Source organism: Streptomyces sp. NPDC001904 (assembly GCF_040297005.1).
In the GTDB taxonomy this organism is placed as follows: Bacteria; Actinomycetota; Actinomycetes; order Streptomycetales; family Streptomycetaceae; genus Streptomyces.
In genome coordinates, this window is record NZ_JBEOYI010000053.1 from 1 (window position 1) to 22,620 (window position 22,620).

The window sequence follows — 22,620 nt, forward strand, 5'->3', positions numbered from 1 at the left end:
GCTGCCGGCCGGTGGGGGCTGGCCGCGCAGTTCCCCGCGCCCCTGAGGCATGCGCTGACGCGCAGCCTCCCCTGGGCGAGCGGAGCTCGTCTCAGGGGCGCGGGGAACTGCGCGAGAAGCCCCACCGGGCCGCAGACGACAACGGTGCTAGGAGTGGCCCAGGTCGTCGGGGCCGGCGGCGACGGCGTCGACCGAACCCGCGTCGGGCTCCGGCCGCAGCGGAAGAACGTCCACCACGGTCTCGTCGATCACCGGCTCGGCCCGCCGCGGCGGCTTCGGCATGACGGCGGCCTCGGAATGCCCCCCGCACCCGTACGACAGCGACACGACCCGCCCGTCGGCCGGCGAGAACTCATTGGCACAGACCCCGAACGCCTGCCCGAGCGAACCGCCGATCGGGCAGAGGAACCCGCACGAGACACAGGTCGCCGGCGCGGCCTGCGCCATCGGGGTCTTGGCGCCGAAGCCCTCTTCCCAGCGGTCGGCCGCGACGTGCAGCCCGTACCGCGACAGAACCCGGGCCCGCCGCATGCCCAGCTCCTCGGCGACCGAGGCGATCGACCCGCGGGACGGCACCACCGGCAGCTCGGAGACCGGCCCGGCGGTCAGCTCGACGTCCTCGGCCTCGACCAGCTCGGCCATGTCGTCGGAGACGGGCGAGTTCGGCGCGGGCGCGTCCTCGCCGGAGAACCCGGGTTCGAGCCGCAGATCGTCGGACTCGGTGGGCAGCAGATCGCCGGGACCGAGGTCACCGGGGCGCAGCCGCTCGCTCCACGGCACCCACTCGGGCGCGAGGAGGGCGTCGGGGCCCGGAAGCAGGACGACCTCGTCGAGGGTGACGTACTTGGCGCGGGAGGCGCGGGCGACCGTGACGGCCCAGCGCCAGCCCCGGTACCCGAAGTCCTTGCACTCGAAGAGATGCGTGACGACGCGGTCGCCCTCGACGACCGTCTCGACGTGCTCGCCGACCACTCCCGGGGCCGCGGCCTCGTCGGCTGCCGCCCGGGCGATGTCGACCGCCTCGGCGCACAGACGGTCGGGGGTGCGGCTTCGCGTTGTCGCTGCGCTCACAGGTATCGCTTCTCTCCTACGCCGTCTCTCGAGTGCGCCATCCTGTGTGCGGGAGCGCGGACGGAGCGGACCGGAGGGCCGCGTCGACGTCCGCGCCCGACGTTCCGGGCGCACCTACGCCATCCATTCTGCGGGATGGCCGAGAGGCGCGCGGCCGAGAACAACCGCCGCGGGCGCGCTACGCACGCTACCTCCTTCCACGCCCTGCGCCCACACCGACGTACGAGCCGCGCCCGATCGCCGGGCATGTGTGAGCAGACCCGCATGCGCGTATCGGCACTTGTATGGCCGTTCAGGGGGCACTATGACTGGGTGGCTGCCGCAAGGTCGTCGTCCGGTGCGACACGGTACGAATACAGCGATGCGGGCCCGGTGCGCGGGGCCGTCCGCAAGGTCGGCCGTGCCCTGAGACTGCCGTTCACGGGCACCGCGCGCGGCATCCGGAAGGCGACGCACGCGCACGGCGCGGGCGAGTCGGGCCTCGGAAAACTCATCGAACTCCACGCGGTGAACGGCGCCGGTGACGTCATGATCACCGTCGCCCTCGCCTCGACGGTGTTCTTCTCGGTGCCGACGGACGAGGCGCGCGGCCGGGTGGCCCTCTATCTGGCGATCACCATGGCGCCGTTCACCCTCCTGGCCCCCGTGATCGGGCCGCTGCTCGACCGGCTGCCGCACGGGCGGCGCGCCGCGATGGCCGGATCGATGCTGGCGCGGGCGCTGCTCGCCCTCGTGCTGTCCAGCGCCGTGGTGGGCGGAAACCTCCAGCTGTATCCGGCGGCGCTCGGTGTGCTGGTCGCCTCGAAGGCGTACGGCGTGGTGCGCTCGGCCGTCGTGCCGCGGCTGCTGCCACCCCGCTTCTCCCTGGTGAAGGCCAATTCGCGGGTCACCCTCGCCGGGCTGCTCGCCACCGGCGTGGCGGCGCCGATCGGCGCCGGATTGCAGGCGATCGGGCCGCGCTGGCCGCTGTTCGGGGCGTTCGTGCTCTACGTCTCCGGGATGTTCCTGTCGTTCTCGATGCCGCGCAAGGTGGACTCGGCGAAGGGCGAGAGCAAGGCGCTGCTCGCCGCCGACGAGGAGCATCTGCACGGCCCCGGGAAGCGGCAGCGCAAGCCGGGCCTGCGCACCGTCGGGCCCGCCGTCACCCATGCCCTCGCCGCGAACGCGTCGCTGAAGTGCCTGTCCGGCTTCCTGATCTTCTTCCTCGCCTTCCTGCTGCGCGAGCATCCGATGACCGGGCAGAGCGCGGCCGTCTCGCTCGGCATCGTGGGTGTGGCGGCGGGCGCCGGGAACGCGCTGGGGACGGCTGTGGGGGCCTGGCTCAAGGCCCGGGCGCCCGAGATCATCATCGTGACCGTGGTGGCCGTGGTGCTGGCGGTGGCGGTGCTGTCGGCGGTGTTCTTCGGGGCGCTGATGACGGCGTGCCTGGCGGCGGTGGCCGGGTTCGCGCAGGCCCTGTCCAAGTTGTCGCTGGACGCGACCATCCAGCGGGATGTCCCGGAGGCGGTGCGGACGTCCGCTTTCGCCAGGTCCGAGACGCTGCTGCAGGTGGCCTGGGTCGTGGGCGGGGCCATCGGCATCGCCCTGCCGCTGGTCGGAACGCTCGGCCTCGCCGTCGCCGCCGCCATCGTGGCCCTCGGCTGGCTCACCACGGTCCGAGGCCTCCTCACAGCGGCCCACCACTCCCCACCCCGCCCGGCCCGGGTCGCCTAACCACCGTCGATCGAGATGCCGCACGAAGTGCGCAGTTCAGGGGCGCGGGGAACTGCGCGAGAAGCGGCCACCGGCCCGCACCCGAAGAACAACCCGACAGAGGCGCGGGGAACCACGCGACCAGCCACGAAACAACCCGCACCCGGGCGGCAGCCCACCCCGGCCACGCCGACACACGCCCCACCCCGAGCGGCAGCGAAGCCGCCAGATAGCCTTCCGCCATGACCTCCCAGCGTTTCGCCGCGCGCCACCGCCGCGCCCTGGCCGCCGTCGGTGCCGTAGGCGCCGGACTGCTCGTCCTCTCCGCCTGCGACAAGCCGACCCCGCTGGCCACCGTCACGGTGGACCGCAGCACGGTGAACTCCGAGGCCAGCTGCTACAACGACGGCAAGGCGCTCAAGACCTCCTCCCTCCAGGACTGCCTGAAGGACAAGGACGCCAAGACGATCAAGGTCGACCCCGACGCGACGGTCCGCTTCGGCGTCGACCCCGAGGTCGCGGACAAGGGCTGGACGCTGCTGATGAACGGCCAGGCCCTGACCGACTCCAGCAAGAAGACCTACCGCACCGTCCCCGGCAGCGTGTTCTTCAACCAGCAGTACGGCGCCACCGGCTCGGCCACCACGGTCACGATCCTGGAGGGCGGCAACTCCAAGGCGTACGGCCTGTGGTCGTTCAAGCTGAAGAAGGACTCCTGACGAACACCGCGCACGTCCTCGTAGCCACCGCGGTCCCGGCGGAACGGGACGCGGTGGCACGGGGTCTGCGTGCCGTCGGCACGGCCGACCGCCCGGCGATCGACGTCGTGGCGGTGGGTGTGGGCCCGGCGGCCGCGGCGGCGAGCACCGCCACCGCCCTGACGAAGGCCGCGCTCGCCGGTCACCCGTACACGCTGGTCGTCTCGGCCGGCATCGGCGGCGGCTTCACCGCCCCGCCCGGCACGGTCCTGGTCGCCGACGCGATCACCGCCGCCGACCTCGGCGCCGAGACCCCCGAGGGCTTCGTACCGGTCACCGAACTCGGGTTCGGCACCGTCACCCACCGTCCGCCGGCTTCCCTCGTACGAGACCTCGCCGCCCGCACCGGGGCGACCGTCGGCACCGTGCTCACCGTCTCCACGGTGACCGGGACCGCCGACCGCGCCGCCCTGCTCGCCCAGCGGCACCCCGGCGCCGTCGCCGAGGCGATGGAGGGTTTCGGCGTCGCCGAGGCCGCCGCCGCGCACGGTGCGGCCGTGGCCGAGATACGCACCGTCTCCAACGCCGTCGGGCCCCGCGACCGCGCCGCCTGGCGCATCGGTGACGCGCTCGCCGCGCTCGCCGACGCGTTCGGGAAGGCGGCGCCCGTACTGGAGAGTTGGAAGAACACATGACGGAACACACGACGGAACACCTGACGGAAGCCACGACGGCACAGACTGCGGCCCCGACGCGCATCGCGTTCTCCCCCTGCCCGAACGACACCTTCGTCTTCGACGCCTGGGCCCACGGCCGCGTCCCCGGCGCCCCCGCGCTGGACGTGACCTTCGCGGACATCGACATCACCAACGGCGTCGCCGAGCGCCGCGACCCCGCGTTCGACCTCCTGAAGGTCTCCTACGCGGTCCTGCCGTACGTCCTCGACGACTACGCGCTGCTGCCCTGCGGCGGCGCCCTCGGCCGTGGCTGCGGGCCGCTCGTCCTCACCCGTGAGCCGGGCGTGGACCTCTCCGACAAGCGCGTCGCGGTGCCGAGCGAGACCTCGACCGCGTATCTGCTCTTCCGGCTGTGGGCGGCCGACACGGTGCCCGGCGGCGGGGTCGGCGAGATCGTCGTGATGCCGTTCCACGAGATCATGCCCGCCGTGCGCGACGGGAAGATCGACGCCGGGCTCGTCATCCACGAGGCCCGCTTCACCTACCAGAACTACGGCCTGCACAAGCTCGCCGACATGGGCGAGCACTGGGAGGCCACGACCGGCCTGCCGATCCCGCTCGGCGCGATCATCGCGCGGCGCGACCTCGGCGCCGAGACGCTGCGCGGGTACGCGGACGCCGTGCGCGCCTCCGTCCGGCTGGCCTGGGACGACCCGGAGGCCTCGCGGGCGTACGTCATGGAGCACGCGCAGGAGATGGACCCGTCCGTCGCCGACCAGCACATCGGGCTCTACGTCAACGAGTTCACCGCCGACCTCGGCGAGGACGGCTACGCGGCGATCCGCGGGCTGCTCACCCGGGCCGCCGCCGAGGGCCTGGTCCCTGCGCTGGCTCCGGACGCGCTCGCCTTCCCGTGATTGACCCGGATTTCTGACCCCTCAATGCACCACTCGGCGGGTCTTTTCGCGCCGTAGATTCGATGACGTACCGAGCGGACGTCATAGAAGTGGGTGCGGAACATGAGCAGAATCGCCGTCGCGGGTGCCACCGGAACGGTCGGCACGAAGATCAGTGCCCGGCTCACGGCGGCCGGTCACACCGTGGTGCCGGTCTCCCGCGCCGCCGGGGTCGACCTGCGCACCGGTGCGGGCCTGAAGGAGGCGCTCGCCGGGGCGGACGCGGTGATCGACGCGGCGAACGCGTTCCCGTCCGACCCGGCCGCCGATGTCGTCGAGGCCGTGGCCGGGGCGACCCGGCTGCTGCTCGACACCGCGCGTGACCTGGGGGTCGGGCGGTTCCTGCTGGTCTCCATCTGCAACATCGAGAACCCGGTGTTCGACACGAACCCGTACTACGTCGCCAAGCGCGAGCAGGAGAAGGCGGTGGCCGCGAGTGGGTTGCGCGGGACGGTCGTGAAGACGACGCAGTGGCACGAGTTCGCGACCAATCCGGCCGCGGTGGCCTTCGGCGAGGGGGCGGTGACCGTCGGGGACTGGCTGATTCAGCCGGTCGCCGCGGATGTCGTCGCCGATGTCGTGGCCGAACTGGTCGTCGCCGACGACGCGCCGGAGATCGTCGAGCTGTCCGGTCCGGAGACGGTCCGGTTGCCGGAACTGACGGCCCGGCTGCTGGCGGCGCGCGGCGACGACCGTCCCGTGACGACCGTCCCCGCGGCGGTCCCGGAACTCTCCGAAGGGGCCCAACTGGCCCCCGCCACGGCCCGCATCGTGGGCCCGACGATCGAAGAGTGGCTCCGCACCCAGGCCCGGTAGGACGGGTGCCGTTGTCGTCCGCGGCCCGGTGGGGCTACTCGCGCAGTTCCCACCGGAGCCGCGGACAAGGTCAGACGTCGAGTTGGTCGGCGACCGCGCGGAGCAGGCCGGCGATCTTGGCGCCCGCGGCCTTGTCCGGGTAGCGGCCCCGCTCCAGCATCGGCGTGATGTTCTCCAGCAGCGTCGTCAGATCCTGCACGATCGACGCCAGTTCGTCCGGCTTGCGGCGCTGGGCGGCCGCCACGGACGGCGTCGGATCGAGAATCGTCACCGAGAGCGCCTGGTCACCGCGCTGCCCCGCGACCACCCCGAACTCGACCCGCTGACCGGGCTTGAGAGCGTCGACGCCGGCCGGAAGTACGGAGGAGTGCACGAAGACGTCGCCGCCGTCGTCGCGGGAGAGGAAGCCGAAGCCCTTCTCGCTGTTGAACCACTTGACCTTGCCGGTAGGCACGTGAAGTCCTCGTCCTCGTACTAGAAAGAAAACGCTCTGGACAGCTCTGGACAGCAATACAGCGGGCCGAGACCGGCCCGCCGCCACCTAGACTATGGGCCCCTCTGGGCTGGGAACTACCCTGACGGGGTGCGTGACAAAACCCAACTCAATTCCCGGGCGGCCGAGAGCGGCCCCGGTGACGGGCTCGTGAAAGCGGGCGGCATCGTCTTCGTCGTGGGGGCGATCGCCACCCTGGTCACGATGGCCCCGCTGTTCCTCGGCACCGACCCGTTCCCGTCCGTCGCCTACGCGGTGTGCATGCTGATGGGCGTCGGCTTTCTGCTGGCCGCGGCCGGAGTGCTGCGCGGCATCGCCGTCCAGCGCCGTCAGGCCCGCTCGGCGACGTAACCCTCCAGCCACGCGGGGAACGCGGTGAGGTCCGTGAGGATCACGTCCGCGCCCGCCGTGCGCAGGGTGTCGGCGTCGCACGGACCGGTCGGCACCGCCACCGACAGCGCCCCCGCCGTGCGTGCGCCGCGTACGTCACCGATGTGATCGCCGACGTAGACGCTCGCGCCGTGCTCGCGCAGCGCCTCGCCCTTGCCCTCGGCCCACAGGTCTCCGACGACGGCGTCCGCGTCGATGCCGAGGTGCGCCAGGTGCAGCTTGGCGTTGGGCTCGTACTTCGCCGTGACGACGATCGCCCGGCCGCCCGCCGCGTGCACGGCGGCGATCGTCTCGTGGACGCCCGGCATCGGCAGCGTCGGCTCGATCGCGTATGTGGGATACATCTCACGGTAGAGCGCGGTCATGGCCGGAATCCGCTCCGCCGGGAACCAGTTCGCCAGCTCGTCGGTGAGCGGCGGGCCGAGCCGGGTGACGACCAGATCGGCGTCGATGTACGTGCCGGTCCGCTCGGCCAGGGCCACCCAGGTCGCACGGATCCCGGGGCGCGAGTCGATCAGCGTCATGTCGAGGTCGAAGCCGACCACGGGGCCGGGGACGGTGGAGGGGGCGGGGTTCTGGGGATCTGTGAGGGCAGCCATGGACGCCATTGTGCCCGGGCATACGATGACCTCGCACAGCCCGCACTTAGCTAAGCCTTACCATGCCCGCGCACGTCCTTGGAGAGCCCGCCCATGCCCGTCAGACCCGGTGCCACCGGCGCCGTCAGGGTGGGCGCGCTCGTCGCCGCGGCCGTGGCCCTGGCGCTCGCGGTGCTGCTCAGCCTCGCGGTCGGCGCCCGCGCGATCGCGCCGTCGGACGTTCTCGACGCCCTGCTGCACGGCGGGCACAGCGACGCCGCCGAGGTGGTCCGGGGTCTGCGGGTGCCGCGCACCGTGGTCGGGGTGATGGTCGGCGCGGCCCTCGCGCTGGCCGGAACCGTGCTCCAGGGCATCACCCGCAACCCCATCGCCGACCCCGGCATCCTCGGCATCAGCCAGGGCGCCTCGGTCGGCGTCGTGCTGGCCATCGCGTACCTGGGCATCCACACGCTCACCGGGTACGTGTGGTTCGCGTTCGCCGGGGCCGGGATCGCGGCCGTCGCCGTGTACGCGATCGCCGCGTCCGGGCGGGGCGGCGCGACCCCGGTGAAGCTCGCGCTCGGCGGCGCCGCGATCAACGCGCTGCTGGTGTCCGTGACGACGGCCGTCCTCACGACGAAGGCGTCCGCGCTGGACGAGTTCCGGTTCTGGCAGGTCGGTTCGCTGTCCGGCCGGGACGCCGACCTCATCGGCCAGATCTGGCCGTTCCTGCTGGTCGGCGTGGTCCTCGTCCTCTCCGTCGCGCGCGGCCTGGACGCGCTCGCGCTCGGCGAGGACGTGGCGAAGGGGCTCGGGCAGCGGGTGGCGACCGTACGGATCGTGGGCGGGCTCGGCGCGACGGTGCTGACCGGGGTCGGGGTCGCGGCCGCCGGACCCATCGCCTTCATCGGGCTCGCCGTGCCGCACATCGCGCGCGCCGTGGTCGGCTCCGACCACCGCTGGCTGCTGCCGATGGCCGCGCTCGTCGGGCCCGTGATGCTGCTGGTCTCGGACACGGTCGGCCGGATCGTCTTCCCGCCGAGCGAGGTGCCCGCCGGGGTGATGACCGCGCTGCTCGGGGTGCCGTTCCTGGTGACCCTGGTGCGCCGGAAGGCGGTGCCGGCGTGAGCGCGGTGCAGGAGGCCGGCGAGGTGCGCCGGGTGCGTCCCGCCGGGTACGCCGTGCTGCGGGCGGGCCGGGCCCGGTTCCTGGTGCATCGCAGGGCGAGCGTCGTGGCGGCGGTCTGCGCCGTGCTGCTGGCCGTCTCCTGCGTGGCCTATCTGTGCGTCGGGGAGTCGTTCACCAGCCCCGCCGAGGTGTTCAAGGTCCTCACCGGGCAGCCGTCGCCGGACGAACTGGTCGTGGGCACGCTGCGCGAGCCGCGCATGGTGGTCGGTCTGCTGGTCGGCGCGGCGTTCGGCATCGCGGGCGCGCTGATCCAGACCGTCGCCCGCAACCCCCTCGCGAGCCCCGACATCATCGGCATCAGCCAGGGCGCGAGCGCGGTGACGGTCGCCGCGATGACGTTCGGCCTCACCTCGTACGCGTATCTGCCGTACGTGTCCGTGGCCGGCGGAGTCGTCGCCGCCGCGCTCGTCTACCTGTTCGCGTGGCGGGGCGGCCTGCACGCCACCCGCTTCGTCCTGATCGGCATCGGCTTCGCGATCGCGCTGCGGTCGGTGACGACCCTGTTCATGACCAAGGGCGACTATCTCGTCGCCCAGCAGGCCCAGATCTGGATGACCGGCTCCCTCAACGGGCGCGGCTGGGCCGAGGCGCGCCCGCTCGCCTGGGCGCTGCTGGTCCTGCTCCCCTGCGTCGCCTGGGCCGCCCGCGCACAGCGCACCGTTTCCCTCGACGACGACACCGCGACCGCGCTCGGGGTGCGGCTCGGCCGGGTACGCCTGGGGCTCGTCGCGCTGGGCGTGGTCCTCGCGTCGCTGGCCACCGGGGCGGCGGGGCCGGTCGACTTCGTGGCGCTGCTCGCCCCGCAGATCGCCCGGCGCGTCACCCGCACCGCGCAGATCCCGCTGGTCACCTCGGCGCTGCTCGGCGCACTGATCGTGGTCGTCGGCGATCTGCTGGCCCGCCGCCTCTTCTCGCCGACCGAACTGCCGGTGGGCGTCCTGACGGCGGCCGTCGGCGCGCCCTATCTCATCTGGCTGATCATCCGCAGCCGTGCTGTCCGCACGAGTTCCGCCCGTTCCGGAGGTACCGCATGAGCCGGCTGACCGCCCGCGACCTGACGCTCGCCTACGACGACCGCGAGGTCGTGCGCGGGCTCGACCTCGCCGTGCCCGACGGGCAGGTCACGGTCATCGTGGGGCCCAACGCGTGCGGCAAGTCGACGACGTTGCGGGCGCTCGGGCGGCTGCTCAAGCCGGCCGGCGGGTCGGTGGTGCTCGACGGGCGGGCCCTCGCCGAGCTGCCCACGAAGCGGATCGCCCAACAGATCGGTTTGTTGCCCCAGACGCCGGTTGCGCCCGAGGCCATCACCGTCGGCGACCTGGTATCGCGCGGGCGGCAGCCGCACCAGCACTGGTGGCAGCAGTGGTCCGACGCCGACGAACGCGCCGTCACCGAGGCCATGGAGCGCACCGACGTCGCCGCCCTCGCCGACCGGAGCGTCGACGAACTCTCCGGTGGGCAGCGCCAGCGCGTCTGGATCGCCATGGCGCTCGCCCAGGAGACCGACATCCTGCTCCTGGACGAGCCGACGACGTACCTGGACATCGCGCACCAGGTGGAAGTCCTCGATCTGGTGCGCCAGTTGAACCACGACAAGGGCCGTACGGTCGCCGTGGTCCTGCACGACCTCAATCAGGCCGCGCGCTATGCCGATCATCTGGTGGCGATGAAGGCGGGCCGGATCGTGGCCGAGGGGCCGCCGTCCGAGATCATCACGGCCGCGCTGGTCGAAGAGGTCTTCGGCCTGGCCTGCATCGTCATCCCCGACCCGGTGACATCCTCCCCCTTGATCATCCCCACCTCCCCCTGGCACCCACCCACAGCCTGACGGTCGAGCGCGCCACCGTCGTGGCTGGCCGCGCAGTTCCCCGCGCCCCTGGGCAGTTCGTCACGCGCGGCCCGGTGGGGCTTCTCGCGCAGTTCCCCGCGCCCCTGAGATGCGCACTTCGTGCGCCATCTCATCAAGAGGCGCGCGAAGCGCAGCCTCAAGGGGGGAAGGCTGCGCGCAGCGCATGCCTTCAGGGGCGCGGGGAACTGCGCGAGAAGCCCCACCGGGCCGCAGACGAACCACAACCCAACAGGGGCGCGGGGAACTGCGCGGCCAGCCACGACGCACCCGCACTCGCCCACGCACCCCCAACCCCCGCGGCGCATAGGCTCACCCAACGTGACCCCCCGCACACATAAGGCAGCCCCCTACCTGCTCCCCGCCACCTCGGCGGCCGCGCTCATCGCCCTCTGCGTCACCCAGCACACCCCCATGTCCGACGTCCTGGTCTACCGGGCCGAGGGCACCGCCGCCGCAGCCGGCGGCCGGCACCTCTACGACTTCACCGTCACGCAGTGGCAACTCCCCGCGACCTACCCCCCGTTCGCCGCCCTGCTCTTCATCCCCACCGCCTGGCTCCCCCTCCCCGCCCTGAAGGCCGTCTTCCTCCTGGCCAACATCGCCCTCACGGCAGCCCTGGTCCACCTCTCCTGGCACCGCCTGGCCGGCCTCCCCGCCCGCGCCACCACCCTCTGCACGGCAACGGCACTCGCCCTCTGGCTGGAACCCGTCTTCCAGACCGCCGTGTTCGGCCAGATCAACCTCGCCCTGGCCTGCCTCATCCTCTGGGACCTGACCCGCGGGGACGGCGCCCCCGCCAAGGGCCTCGCGCTCGGCGTAGCGACCGGCATCAAGCTGACCCCGGCCGTCTTCATCGCGTACCTGTTCCTGACGGGAAAGCGCCGCGAAGCCGGCTACGCGACCGCCGGTTTCGTCGGCACGGCGGCCGTCGGCGCGCTCGTACTCCCGTACGCCAGCGGCCAGTTCTGGACCAGAACGCTCTACGAGACCGGCCGGGTCGGCAAGGCCTGGATCGTGGACAACCAGTCGCTCCAGGGGCTCGTCGCCCGCACCCTGCACACCACCGGACCGGGCCTGCTCTGGGCGGTCCCGGCGGTCCTCGTCGCGGTCGCCGGACTGTACGCGGCGACCCGCCTGCCCGCCCCGCGCGGCATCGTCGTCACGGCCGTCACCGCGCTGCTCGTCTCCCCGATCAGCTGGTCGCACCACTGGGTGTGGTGCGTGCCGCTGCTCGCGCTGCTGTGGGCGGACGGACAACGCCGTACGGCCGTGGCGGTGGCGGTCGTCTTCACCGCCCGCACGATGTGGCTGCTGCCGCACCAGGGCGACCTGGACCTGGCCCTCCCGTGGTGGCAGCAGCCGCTCGCGGCGCCCTACCCGCTGCTCGGCCTGGTCCTGATCGCCGCCTGGGGTCAGCTCTCGGCGAGGAGTTCGTCGGCGTCGACGATCCGGTACGCGTAGCCCTGCTCGGCCAGGAACCGCTGCCGGTGCGCGGCGAAGTCCTGGTCGATGGTGTCGCGGGCGACGACCGAGTAGAAGCGGGCCTCGTGCCCGTCCGCCTTCGGCCGCAGCACCCGGCCGAGCCGCTGCGCCTCCTCCTGCCGCGAGCCGAACGTGCCCGAGACCTGGATCGCGACCGTCGCCTCCGGCAGGTCGATGGAGAAGTTCGCGACCTTGGACACCACCAGGACGCTGATCTCGCCCTCGCGGAACGCGTCGAACAGCTTCTCGCGCACCGCGTTCGTCGTCTCGCCCTTGATGACCGGGGCGTCCAGGTGAGCGCCGAGTTCGTCGAGCTGGTCGATGTACTGGCCGATGACGAGGGTCTGCTCCCCCGCGTGCTTCTTGACCAGCGCCTCGGTGACCTTGCGCTTCGTGGCCGTGGTGGCGCAGAACCGGTACTTCTCCTCGGCCTCGGCGGTGGCGTACGCGAGCCGCTCGGAGTCGGTGAGATTGACCCGGACCTCGACGCAGTCGGCCGGCGCGATGTAGCCCTGCGCCTCGATCTCCTTCCACGGCGCGTCGAACCGCTTGGGCCCGATCAGCGAGAAGACGTCCGACTCGCGGCCGTCCTCCCGTACGAGGGTCGCGGTCAGGCCGAGCCTGCGCCGCGCCTGGAGGTCGGCGGTGAACTTGAAGACCGGCGCGGGCAGCAGGTGCACCTCGTCGTAGATCACGAGCCCCCAGTCGCGGGAGTCGAACAGCTCCAGGTGCGGGTACACACCCTTCCGCTTGGTGGTGAGCACCTGGTACGTGGCGATGGTGACCGGCCGGATCTCCTTCTTCGTACCGCTGTACTCGCCGATCTCGTCCTCGGTGAGCGAGGTCCGCTTCACCAGCTCGTGCTTCCACTGGCGGGCCGAGACGGTGTTCGTGACGAGGATGAGCGTGGTCGCCTTCGCCTCCGCCATCGCGCCCGCCCCGACCAGCGTCTTGCCCGCGCCGCACGGCAGCACGACGACGCCGGAGCCGCCGTGCCAGAAGCCCTCGACGGCCTGCTTCTGGTACGGGCGCAGGGTCCAGCCGTCCTCCGCCAGCTCGATGGCGTGCGCCTCACCGTCCACGTACCCGGCGAGGTCCTCGGCGGGCCAGCCCAGCTTCAGCAGCGTCTGCTTGATCTGGCCGCGCTCGGAGGGGTGCACGGCCACGGTGTCGGGGTCGATCCGGGCGCCGACCAGCGGCTGGACCCGCTTCGAGCGCAGGATCTCCTCCAGCACCGGGCGGTCGGTGGTGGTCAGGACGAGGCCGTGGGCGGGGTGCTTGCTGAGCGTGAGCCGTCCGTACCGGTCCATGGTCTCGGCGATGTCGACGAGCAGCGCGTGCGGTACCGGGTACCGGCTGTACTGGACGAGCGCGTCCACGACCTGCTCCGCGTCGTGGCCGGCCGCCCGCGCGTTCCACAGGCCGAGCGGGGTGAGGCGGTAGGTGTGGATGTGTTCCGGTGCGCGCTCCAGCTCGGCGAACGGAGCGATCGCCCGGCGGCAGTCGTCGGCCTGCTCGTGGTCGACCTCCAGGAGCAGGGTCTTGTCCGACTGGACAATGAGTGGACCGTTCACGCGCGGCACCCTTTCCGTAGGCCAAACATCCAGTGTGCCTCATGCTCCGCACCGCACGTGATCGTCTTCGTCCGCGGCCCGGTGGGGGCTGGTCGCGGTCGGACGACAACCGGGGTCACCCCCCGTCGGGCTCCAGCTCCGCCACCCCCGTCACCCGGTGCAGCGGATAGGTGCGGACCTCGTCCGCCGTGTGGTCGTAGGCCGTCACGAACCCGCCCTCGACCCGGATCGGCGCGATGACCCGCTGACTGGCGGAGCCCTCCGCGTTGACGTACCCGATCCACAGCGTGTCCCCCGTGAGCACCGCCGCCTGCACCGTCGCGAGCGTGTCGGCGGGGCTGGTCCGCGGCAGTTCACCGTTGGTGGCCGGCGCCTGCTTGCGCGGGGCCGTCGCCGCGGTGTCCCCCGCGCGGATGGCCCGGATCGCGGCGCCGAGCAGCGTGCCGTCGGGCAGCGGCGGCCCGTCGGGAACCGGCTCGGGAGCCGTGCGCGGCGGTGTCCGGTGGGCATGCGCGCGGGTGATCAGGACATCGCCCTCGGCGGTCTCGGCGGCCGGGGCGAAGCCCATCGCGCGGAGCCCTTCGAGGAGCGTGCCCGGGTCGGCCTGCGCGGCGAGGACCGTGGGCGCGAGGCGGCGCAGGCGCAGCCCGGCGGCCCGCTTGTCGGCGAGGATCTCGCCGAGCACGGCGTCGTCGTCGCAGCGCACGTACGCGGAGGCGGCCCCGATGCGCAGGTGCCCGTGCCGCCGGGCCACGTCGTCGATCAGGTACGCGAGAGGCTGCGGAACCGGTGTGCGGGAGTGCGCGGCCAGGAAGGCGTGCAGGTCGGAGGCGGTGCGGCCGGCGTCGAGCGCACGGCGTACCGAACCCGGCGTGAACCGGTAGACGGTCGCGCCGCCCTTGGACTCGACGTCGGCGAGCACGGCCAGCGCCTCGCCGAGCGGCCGCTCCAGCGGGCCGGGGGCGACCGCGGTCAGGTCGGCCTGGAGCAGCACGTGGTCCAGCGGGTCGGGCAGCAGCGGCGCCAGCAGCTTCTCGGCGCGGGCGACGGCCTCGGCCGACTCGGCCGAGGCGTCCGGCGCCGCCGTGTGCACGGAGAGCAGCGCCCGGCCGTGCGCGGACAGCGCCCCGCGCCCGGTGAAGCCGAGCAGTTCGGCCTCGGCGAGCGTCCAGCGGGCCAGCCGGGTGCGCAGGTCGAGGGTGGCGGGCGATGGGCGCTCCCAGGTCAGCCGGGCGGTGACCGACTCCGGGCCGGGTTCGGCGCCCTCCGGGAGCGAGGCGAGCAGACCGAGGACGTGGCGGCGCACCTCGGGCGCCGCCGACCGGTCCAGGTGCGGGCCGAGCGCGGACAGCGTGCGGTCCTTGCCGTCCCTGCCGCCGACCAGGCCCGAGGTGCGGGTCGCCGCCAGCCAGGCCGTGGCGAGCCGCGTCCACCGCTCGACCGGGGGCCGCTCCAGCCACTCGTCGTACGCGGGGGTCGCCGCGTACCGCTCGTCGGCCTCGCCGTCGGACGCCAGCAGCCCGGCGGCGTAGGCGAGTTCGACCCAGAAGGCGGCCGTCAGCTCGTCGGTGTCGAGGGCGGCCGCGGTGCGCTTGAGGTCGCGCATGCTCAGGCCGCCCGCGCGCAGCACGGCCGGGCCTCCCTCGTCCCAGTCCTTCAGCAGCTCCTCGACGGTGTCGAGCGCGGTGTACGCCTGCGCCGCCGCGGTCGCGTCCACAACCTGTGGACGGTGCTCGGTCCGCGCCGTGACCTCGGGCGGCAGCGGCTCCAGGGCGCGGTGGGCCCGCCCGCCGCGCAGGTGCAGCGCCGCCTCCCGGGGCAGCACCACGGTGCCCGGTGTCGTCGGCACCAGCAGCGCCCGGTCGAGCAGCCAGCGCAGGTGGGCCGCGGGCCGGGCCGTGACCTGCCCGTACGGGGGTCCCCACACGAGCCGGTTCAGTACGTCGATGGCCTCGGCGGGCGCGCCGTCGAGCAGCGCCGACATCCGCTCGGGGTCGGTGAACAGGGCGGTGAGCGCGGCGAGCGCCGACACCGGGTCGTGGGTGCTGGGCAGTCCGGCGGCGGCCACGATCTCCTGGACGCGGCCCGGCGACATCCCGGAGGTGGCCTCGGCGACGGTCGGCCCGAGTCCGGTGGGCGAGGGGTGCTGCGGGGTCGGCACCAGCAGTTCGCGGGCGGTGCGCACCAGCCGCAGCTGGTCGTCGCCGCCCCAGATGAGTGCCTGCTCGCGCAGGACGGTCACGGCGGGCGCCAGCGCGTCCGCGGTGTCCGGTCCCGGCAGCAGCGCGGCGAGCGCCTCGTACGTCGCCGGTTCCGGGGCCACCGCGAGGGCCTGCGCCACCTGCTGGGTGAAGCGGTCCAGGCGGTCGAGGGCGCGGACCACCGAGGCGCGGGTGCCGGCCCGGGTGGCGAGCTGCCCGAGGTCGTTCGGCACCGGGTTGAGCAGGTCGGGGCGTGCGCGCAGGAGGCGGGCCAGGGAGGTGTCGTCCCTGCCGCGCAGTGCCTCCGCCAGGGAGCGGGGTGCCGCCGGGGTCTGCTCGTTGGGGCTCATCTGTCCCACGGTAGCGGGCCACGGGGCTGCTGCCTCTGTCCGCTACCGGGCGCGGCTCGGCGGCGGGCCGGTCGCGCAGTTCCCCGCGCCCCTGCGGGGCGCTGTACCGTCGGGGAGTCAACTGTGCCACCCCGGAGGGGACTTCGTGGGGATCGAGAGTGATCAGCTCGTCTTCGACTATCTGAGCCGGGTCGGCGACCTGGCCCAGCAGCGCCAGCTGCCGTCCGCGACACGGATGCGCCTGGTCACGGAGTTGCGGGGGGAGATCGACCGGCGGCGCGCGAAGACGACCGTCGACAGCCCGGCCGCCGTGCGCCGCATCCTGGAGCACCTGGGCACCCCGGACCGGATAGTGACGGGCGCGCAGGACGGTGGCGGCGGGGCCGACCCGGCGGCGCCGCTCGTCCGGCCGCTGCCCGAGCAGCCCACCGGCAAGGCGGACCGGACCGGCGGCCTGCGCCGCAGAGTGCCGCGCCCCCGCCGCGCGGCCGCGCCCGAACCGGCCGCCGCCGACGTGCCCGCGCCCCCGCACCTGGCCGGCACCGACGAGTTGGGCGTGTCGGGCGACGTCACCGACTGGTGGCGGATGGGCGACGGCGCCCCCGGCTCGCTGACCGACATCGACAGCGTGCCCGGGTTCGTCGGCGGCGTGGAGATCCCCGACATGCTCAAACCGCCGAAGGGCCGCGAGGACGGTCCGGACCTGCGCAAGCGCCCGTCGGTACCGGTCGAGGACGACGAGCCGGAGGACGAGCGGGACGCCGATGCGGAGGCGGAGGCGAAGAAGAGCGGCTCGGGTGGACGGGTGAAGGGGGTGCGCCGGCTGCGGCGCGCCGTCGTCCCGGCCGGTGGCCCGACCAACCCCTTCCTGCTGCTGGCCGCCGCCGCCCTGGTCGTCGGCGCGGTCCTCGGCAACATCCTTGTCCTGCTGGCCGGCTGGGCCGTCGTCTTCCTCTCCCGCCGGCTGACCGACTTCCAGAAGAAGGTGGCGGTGTTCGGGCTGCCCGGTCTGGCCGTCGCGGGCGGGGTCGTCTGGCTGTGGGGGCGCAGTGCCGGGAAATGGGGCGCGGGGATCGCCGAGGGGCAGATGAACGGCGCGTTCCAGGAGACCTGGCCGTGGGTGCTGCGGTGCGCCGCTGTCGCCTCCGCGCTGTATCTGCTGTGGCGCTCCCAGCGCACCCGCTTCTGACGCCCGACGCCTGACGCCCGACACCGCTCTCCGGGCGGGCTACTTGGCGAGGTCGGACTTGAGCTCGCCGAGGATCCGGCCGGCGGCCGTGTACCCGATGCCCTGGATCCACAGTTCGTCGTCCACCTGGAACACCTTGCCGTCCCGCACGGCCTTCAGCTTGCGCCACAGGCCGCTCGTGGTGGTCTCGGTGACCTTCGCCTTGCCCGGACTGCCGTACGTGGACGTGAAGATGACGTCCGCGTCCGCCTTGTCGATCTGCTCGGGGCTCACGTCGTAGCTGAACCCGTCCTTGGCCTTGTCGGTGATCGCGGGGCGGCCGATGCCGACGTCGGCGAGGATCGTGCCGATGTAGTTCTTCCTGCCGTAGATCCGGATGTCGGCGCCTTCGACGAACCGTACGACGTTGACGTCGACGCCCGCCGCCCTCTCCTTGCCGCCGAGCGCCTCGGTGACGGCGGCGGCGCGCTTCTCGTACGTCCTGACGGCCGCGCGCGCCTGCTTCTTCCTCCCCAACGCGTCGGCGTGCACCAGGAAGTTCTGCTTCCAGGGGTAGCCGGTCGTCTCCGTGAGCACGGTCGGGGCGATGGCGCTGAGCTGCTCGTACCGGCCGCCGTCGCGGACCTTGTTGCTGAGGATGAGGTCGGGTTTCAGCGCGGCGATCTTCTCCAGGCCGGGGTTGGCGATCTCGCCGACCTCGGTGATGCCCTTGGTCCTGTCCTGGGGGAGGTACGAGAGGAAGCCGTTCTCGGCGCCGGCGCGGGTGGCTCCCACCGGTGTGACGCCGAGGGTGATCGCGGAGTCGAGCTCCGCCGTGTCCAGGACGACCACGCGGCGGGGGTGGTCCTTGACCTCGACGTCGCCCATCGCGGTCTTGACGGTGTGCGTGCCGGGGCCGGTCCCGGCGGAACCGGGGCTGTCCTTCTCCGGGCCGCCGGAGGTGCAGGCCGTCAGGGTCAGGGTCAGGGTGACGAGGGTGAGGGTGCCGTGGCGGGGGCGCAGGGCGGTCACGGGGTGCCTTTCGTCCGTCGGTTCCAGCGCCCCGAGTCTGACCCCTCACCCCCCGCCCCCGCGCCCCGATTGGCTTGATCCACCCCGCGCCCCTGACAGGCCTGCGGCCTTCAGGGGAGGCTGCGCGCAGCGCATGCCTCAGGGGCGCGGGGAACTGCGCGACCAGCCACGACGGTGGCGCACCCGGAGGACGGGCTAGGTGGCGGGGCTGAAGTGGCGGAGGCGGAGGCTGTTGGCGACCACGAAGACCGAGGAGAAGGCCATGGCGGCACCGGCGATCATGGGATTCAAGAGCCCCGCCGCGGCGAGCGGCAACGCGGCCACGTTGTAGGCGAACGCCCAGAACAGATTCGACCGGATCGTGCCCAGCGTCCGCCGGGCCAGCCGAATGGCATCGGCCGCCGACCGCAGGTCCCCCCGGACCAGCGTCAGATCCCCGGCCTCGATGGCGGCATCGGTCCCGGTCCCCATGGCGAGCCCCAGATCGGCCTGCGCCAGCGCCGCCGCATCGTTGACCCCGTCACCGACCATGGCCACGGAACGCCCCTCGCCCTGAAGCCGCTTGACGACGTCGACCTTGTCCTGGGGCAGCACCTCGGCGATGACGTCGGCGGGGTCGGTGATCCCGACCTCGGCGGCGACGGCCCGCGCGACGGCGGCATGGTCACCGGTCAGCAGAACGGGCCGCAGCCCCAGCCCCCGCAGCCGCCGCACGGCCTCCGCACTGGTCTCCTTGACGGCGTCGGCGACTTCGAGCACCGCGCGGGCGGCCCCGTCCCAGGCCACCGCGATCACGGTCCGCCCGCCCCGCTCGGCCTCCGCCTTGGCGCGCGCCAGAGCGTCGGGCAGCCGGATCTCCCACTCCCCCAGCAACTTCTCGCGCCCGACCAGCACGGCATGCCCGTCGACGACACCTTGCACCCCGAGCCCGGCGACGTTCGCGAAGTCCTCGGGGACGGGCAGGGTGCCGACGCGCTCGGCGGCCCCGGCGGCCACGGCCCGCGCGATCGGGTGCTCGGAGCTGTGCTCCAGCGCGCCCGCGAGCCGCAGCACCTCGTCCTCCGTCTCCCCGTCGGCGACATGGACGGCGAGCAGCGTCATCCGTCCCGTCGTCACGGTGCCGGTCTTGTCGAGGACGATCGTGTCGACCCGGCGGGTGGTCTCCAGGACCTCGGGGCCCTTGATGAGGATGCCGAGCTGGGCGCCGCGCCCGGTGCCGACCATGAGCGCGGTCGGGGTGGCGAGTCCGAGGGCGCACGGGCAGGCGATGATCAGGACGGCGACGGCGGCGGTGAAGGCGGCCGTCCAGCCCGCGCCGTTGCCGAGCCAGAAGCCCAGCGTGGCGAGGGCGAGGGCGATGACGACCGGGACGAAGACCCCGGAGATCCGGTCGGCGAGCCGCTGGGCGGCGGCCTTGCCGTTCTGCGCGTCCTCGACCATGCGGGCCATCCGGGCGAGCTGGGTGTCGGCGCCGACCCGGGTGGCCTCGACGACGAGCCGTCCCCCGGCGTTGAGCGTGGCGCCGGTGACGGTGTCGCCGACCGCGACCTCGACCGGCACGGACTCGCCGGTGAGCAGGGAGGCGTCCACGGCGGAGGACCCCTCGACGACCGTACCGTCGGTGGCGATCTTCTCGCCGGGCCGCACCAGGAACCGGTCCCCGCTCTTCAACTCCCCGATGGGAACGGTCGCCTGACGCCCGCCGTCCCGCAGCACGGTGACGTCCTTGGCGCCGAGTTCGAGCAGGGCGCGCAGCGCGGCGCCCGCCTTCCGCTTGGACCGGGCCTCGAAGTAGCGGCCCGCGAGAATGAACGCGGTGACCCCGGCGGCGGCCTCCAGGTAGATGTTCCCCGCGCCGTCGCCGCGCCCGATGGTCAGCTCGAAGGGGTGCGTCATGCCGGGGGTGCCCGCGGTGCCGAAGAACAGGGCCCACAGCGACCACAGGAACGCGGCCGAGGTGCCCAGCGAGATCAGCGTGTCCATCGTCGCGGCGCCGTGCCGCGCGTTCGTGAAGGCCGCCCGGTGGAAGGGCCAGGCCGCGTACGTGACGACGGGCGCGGCGAGGGTCAGGGACAGCCACTGCCAGTACTGGAACTGGAGGGCCGGGATCATCGCCATCGCCACGACGGGCACGGCGAGCACGACGGCGGTGACCAGGCGCTGGCGCAGCGGCCGCAGCTCGTCGTCGGCGGCCCCGGCGCCGTCCGCGCCCGCCGCGTCCTCGGCGGCGGCCGGCGGCTCGGGCTCGTGCGCCGTGTAACCGGTGGCCTCGACCTTCGCGATCAGATCGGCGACCGACACCCCGTCCGCGTAGCTGACCTGCGCCTTCTCGGTGGCGTAGTTGACGGTCGCCTCGACGCCGTCCATCCGGTTCAGCTTCTTCTCGATCCGCGCGGCGCACGACGCGCAGGTCATGCCACCGATGGCGAGTTCCACCCGGGCGGGCGGTGCGACGGTGTGCGCCGACATGGTGCCTCCTTCGGTCGGGGCCCGGGGGCGAGCACCCCTGAAACCCTCACTGCTGTCCCTCACTATGATCCATGTATACCCCTGGGGGGTACGCAGGACAAGCCTTGATCCGCCTTGACAGGATACCCCCCATGGGTATGGTCGGAGAAACCCGCCCCCGCCACGAGGAGCCCGTCATGCACACCGGACTGAAGATCGCCGCCGTCGCGGCCGCGGCAGCCGCCACGTTCGGCACCGCGTACGGGGTGGGCAGCGGGGTAGCGCCCGTGATCACCGAGCGGCAGCAGCCCGCACACGCGAGCCACGGCGAGGAGGAGCGGGACGGCCGGGCCGCGAGCACCCCCGGCGGACTCCAGGTCTCCGACCGCGGCTACACCCTCGACCTGGAGCGCGACCGCCTCCCGGGCCCGGCCGGCGAACTCCGCTTCACCATCCGCGACGACCGCACCGGCAAGCCCCTGACCTCGTACGAGACCGAGCACGGCAAGCAGTTGCACCTGATCGTCGCCTCGCTCGACCTGACCGCCTACCGCCACCTGCACCCGGTGCGGGCGGCCGACGGCACCTGGTCCACGCCCATCTCGCTGCCCGAGGCCGGGGACTACCGGGTCTTCGCCGACTTCACCCCGCGCGGCGCGCGGGAGGGCCTCACCCTCGGCGCCGGGCTCGGCGTCGCGGGAACGTACGCGCCCGCGCCGCTGCCGGAGCACTCCACGACGGCGCGCGTCGCGGGCGGTTACGAGGTTCGGGTGGACGGCGCACTGACGGCGGGCGCGGCCCGCGAGCTGACCCTGACCGCCACGAAGAACGGCCGGCCCGTCACCGATCTGGACCCCTACCTCGGCGCGTACGGGCACTTGGTCGCCCTGCGCGCGGGCGACCTGGCCTACCTTCACGTACACCCGCACGAGGGCAGGCCGGGGCCGGAGGTTTCCTTCACCGCGACCGCGCCCAGTACCGGGACGTACCGGCTCTTCCTCGATTTCAAGCACGGCGGCGAGGTCAGGACGGCTGCGTTCACGGTGCACGCGGCGTAGGCTGAGCGGGACATTGGACTAGACCTATTTCGGGAGCGTCATGAGCAAGCGTGCAGTCCTGGAGGTGATCGCTCTCGACGCCGAGGACGCGGTGGCCGCCCAGGCCGGTGGCGCGGACCGCCTTGAGCTGGTCACGGACATGGCCGCGGACGGGCTGACGCCGTCGGTGGAGACGTTCGCGGCGATCCGCGGGGCCGTGGACATCTCGCTGCGCGTGATGCTGCGGCTCGCGGACGGTTTCGCCGCCGGGGACGTCTCCGCGCTGGTGGCGCGGGCGCGGGCGTTGCGGGCCGCCGGGGCCGACGAGTTCGTGCTCGGGTTCCTCGACGAGCACGGGGGGCCCGATCTGGTGGCCGTCGAGCGGCTGGTGGCGGAGCTGGACGGGTGCCGGTGGACGTTCCACCGGGCGATCGACCGGGCCGCGGACCGGGACGCGTTGCGCAAGCAGCTCGCCGATCTTCCGGGGCTGGACACGTATCTGACGGCGGGTTCGGCGGACGGGGTGGACGCCGGACTCGACGTCCTCGTCGCCGAGGCGGCTCGGGCGGGTGCCGGGGAGCCCGGGTACGAGCAGCAGATTCTGGTCGGCGGGGGGCTCCGCCTGGAGCATGTCGCCGGGTTGCGCCGGGCCGGGGTGTCGGCCTTTCACATCGGCGGTGCGTCGCGGCCTGCCGGCTGGTCGGGGCCCGTCTCCGCGTCCTCGGTCCGTACCTGGCGCGAGGCCCTGGACGCCTGACCCGCACCGCCCCTCCCCGGGAAGCCCGGCCCGGCCGGTGGCCGCTTCTCGCGCAGTTCCCCGCGCCCCTGAGGCATGCGCTGCGCGCAGCCTCCCCTGAAGGCCGCAGGCCTGTCAGGGGCGCGGCTCGCGGCCAGTCCGCGCCCGAGTTGACCACGGCGGC

At 73.3% G+C, this 22,620-nt stretch carries 20 protein-coding genes; 13 read left to right on the forward strand and 7 right to left on the reverse strand.

The genetic code is table 11. The annotated features are described in order from the left end of the window. Window positions 1-147: 147 nt before the first annotated feature. Window positions 148-1,071 (reverse strand): DUF3027 domain-containing protein, encoded by a 924-nt coding sequence (locus ABT127_RS38550; RefSeq protein WP_351461014.1) that lies wholly within the window; start codon window positions 1,069-1,071, stop codon window positions 148-150. A gap of 312 nt (window positions 1,072-1,383) precedes the next feature. On the opposite strand from ABT127_RS38550, the gene ABT127_RS38555 reads away from it, so the two are divergent. The 5 genes from ABT127_RS38555 to ABT127_RS38575 all read left to right on the forward strand — a co-directional run bounded on the left by ABT127_RS38555 (window position 1,384) and on the right by ABT127_RS38575 (window position 5,910). Further along, window positions 1,384-2,784: an MFS transporter gene (locus ABT127_RS38555; RefSeq protein ID WP_502971851.1), complete on the forward strand. Its 1,401-nt coding sequence runs from the start codon at window positions 1,384-1,386 to the stop codon at window positions 2,782-2,784. Window positions 2,785-3,005: 221 nt separating this feature from the next. Then, window positions 3,006-3,482: a DUF2771 domain-containing protein gene (locus tag ABT127_RS38560; RefSeq protein ID WP_351461017.1), complete on the forward strand. Its 477-nt coding sequence runs from the start codon at window positions 3,006-3,008 to the stop codon at window positions 3,480-3,482. Beyond that, window positions 3,452-4,156 (forward strand): futalosine hydrolase, encoded by a 705-nt coding sequence (locus ABT127_RS38565; RefSeq protein ID WP_351461020.1) that lies wholly within the window; start codon window positions 3,452-3,454, stop codon window positions 4,154-4,156. Before ABT127_RS38560 ends, ABT127_RS38565 begins: the two co-directional genes overlap by 31 nt. Next, complete coding sequence (locus ABT127_RS38570; RefSeq protein WP_351461023.1) at window positions 4,153-5,055, forward strand: 1,4-dihydroxy-6-naphtoate synthase; 903 nt, start codon at window positions 4,153-4,155, stop codon at window positions 5,053-5,055. The genes ABT127_RS38565 and ABT127_RS38570 overlap by 4 nt, the downstream gene beginning before the upstream one ends. A gap of 102 nt (window positions 5,056-5,157) precedes the next feature. Further along, window positions 5,158-5,910 carry an SDR family oxidoreductase gene (locus ABT127_RS38575; protein ID WP_351461026.1) on the forward strand — a complete coding sequence of 251 codons (753 nt, stop codon included), beginning with the start codon at window positions 5,158-5,160 and terminating at the stop codon, window positions 5,908-5,910. 70 nt (window positions 5,911-5,980) lie between these two features. Here the strand turns inward: ABT127_RS38575 and ABT127_RS38580 are convergent, their stop codons facing one another. Next, complete coding sequence (locus ABT127_RS38580; protein ID WP_338697769.1) at window positions 5,981-6,364, reverse strand: cold-shock protein; 384 nt, start codon at window positions 6,362-6,364, stop codon at window positions 5,981-5,983. 129 nt (window positions 6,365-6,493) lie between these two features. Here ABT127_RS38580 and ABT127_RS38585 point away from each other — a divergent pair, with 129 nt between their 5' ends. Beyond that, a complete protein-coding gene (locus tag ABT127_RS38585) occupies window positions 6,494-6,754 on the forward strand; it encodes a hypothetical protein (protein ID WP_351461030.1) in 261 nt (86 codons plus the stop codon). Here the strand turns inward: ABT127_RS38585 and ABT127_RS38590 are convergent. Next, a complete protein-coding gene (locus ABT127_RS38590; RefSeq protein WP_351461033.1) occupies window positions 6,733-7,392 on the reverse strand; it encodes an HAD family hydrolase in 660 nt (219 codons plus the stop codon). The two genes, ABT127_RS38585 and ABT127_RS38590, sit on opposite strands and share 22 nt — an antisense overlap. 93 nt (window positions 7,393-7,485) lie before the next feature. Here ABT127_RS38590 and ABT127_RS38595 point away from each other — a divergent pair, with 93 nt between their 5' ends. From ABT127_RS38595 to ABT127_RS38610, 4 genes are all read left to right on the forward strand, one after another. Further along, window positions 7,486-8,499, forward strand: a complete 1,014-nt coding sequence (locus tag ABT127_RS38595) for a FecCD family ABC transporter permease (protein WP_351461036.1) — start codon at window positions 7,486-7,488, stop codon at window positions 8,497-8,499. Continuing rightward, window positions 8,496-9,593: a FecCD family ABC transporter permease gene (locus tag ABT127_RS38600; RefSeq protein WP_502971852.1), complete on the forward strand. Its 1,098-nt coding sequence runs from the start codon at window positions 8,496-8,498 to the stop codon at window positions 9,591-9,593. The genes ABT127_RS38595 and ABT127_RS38600 overlap by 4 nt, the downstream gene beginning before the upstream one ends. Then, window positions 9,590-10,387 (forward strand): ABC transporter ATP-binding protein, encoded by a 798-nt coding sequence (locus tag ABT127_RS38605; RefSeq protein WP_351461039.1) that lies wholly within the window; start codon window positions 9,590-9,592, stop codon window positions 10,385-10,387. Before ABT127_RS38600 ends, ABT127_RS38605 begins: the two co-directional genes overlap by 4 nt. A gap of 339 nt (window positions 10,388-10,726) precedes the next feature. Continuing rightward, window positions 10,727-11,869, forward strand: a complete 1,143-nt coding sequence (locus ABT127_RS38610) for a glycosyltransferase 87 family protein (RefSeq protein ID WP_502971853.1) — start codon at window positions 10,727-10,729, stop codon at window positions 11,867-11,869. Here ABT127_RS38610 and ABT127_RS38615 read toward each other — a convergent pair. Both ABT127_RS38615 and ABT127_RS38620 read right to left on the reverse strand, forming a co-directional pair. Then, window positions 11,821-13,464, reverse strand: coding sequence for a DNA repair helicase XPB (locus ABT127_RS38615; protein WP_351461042.1), 1,644 nt, complete (start codon window positions 13,462-13,464; stop codon window positions 11,821-11,823). The two genes, ABT127_RS38610 and ABT127_RS38615, sit on opposite strands and share 49 nt — an antisense overlap. A gap of 115 nt (window positions 13,465-13,579) precedes the next feature. Beyond that, window positions 13,580-16,015, reverse strand: a complete 2,436-nt coding sequence (locus ABT127_RS38620) for a helicase-associated domain-containing protein (RefSeq protein WP_351461045.1) — start codon at window positions 16,013-16,015, stop codon at window positions 13,580-13,582. 145 nt (window positions 16,016-16,160) lie between these two features. On the opposite strand from ABT127_RS38620, the gene ABT127_RS38625 reads away from it, so the two are divergent. Beyond that, a complete protein-coding gene (locus ABT127_RS38625; protein ID WP_351461048.1) occupies window positions 16,161-17,204 on the forward strand; it encodes a hypothetical protein in 1,044 nt (347 codons plus the stop codon). Window positions 17,205-17,243: 39 nt separating this feature from the next. On the opposite strand, the gene ABT127_RS38630 is transcribed toward ABT127_RS38625, so the two are convergent. Next, window positions 17,244-18,215, reverse strand: coding sequence for an ABC transporter substrate-binding protein (locus ABT127_RS38630; RefSeq protein ID WP_351461051.1), 972 nt, complete (start codon window positions 18,213-18,215; stop codon window positions 17,244-17,246). Window positions 18,216-18,410: 195 nt separating this feature from the next. Then, window positions 18,411-20,684 (reverse strand): heavy metal translocating P-type ATPase, encoded by a 2,274-nt coding sequence (locus tag ABT127_RS38635; protein ID WP_351461053.1) that lies wholly within the window; start codon window positions 20,682-20,684, stop codon window positions 18,411-18,413. Between the two features lie 176 nt (window positions 20,685-20,860). Between ABT127_RS38635 and ABT127_RS38640 the strand changes: the two genes are divergently transcribed. Both ABT127_RS38640 and ABT127_RS38645 read left to right on the forward strand, forming a co-directional pair. Then, window positions 20,861-21,721: a DUF8832 domain-containing protein gene (locus tag ABT127_RS38640; protein WP_351461056.1), complete on the forward strand. Its 861-nt coding sequence runs from the start codon at window positions 20,861-20,863 to the stop codon at window positions 21,719-21,721. Between the two features lie 40 nt (window positions 21,722-21,761). Beyond that, window positions 21,762-22,457, forward strand: coding sequence for a copper homeostasis protein CutC (locus tag ABT127_RS38645; protein WP_351461059.1), 696 nt, complete (start codon window positions 21,762-21,764; stop codon window positions 22,455-22,457). The last annotated feature ends 163 nt before the right edge of the window (window positions 22,458-22,620 follow it).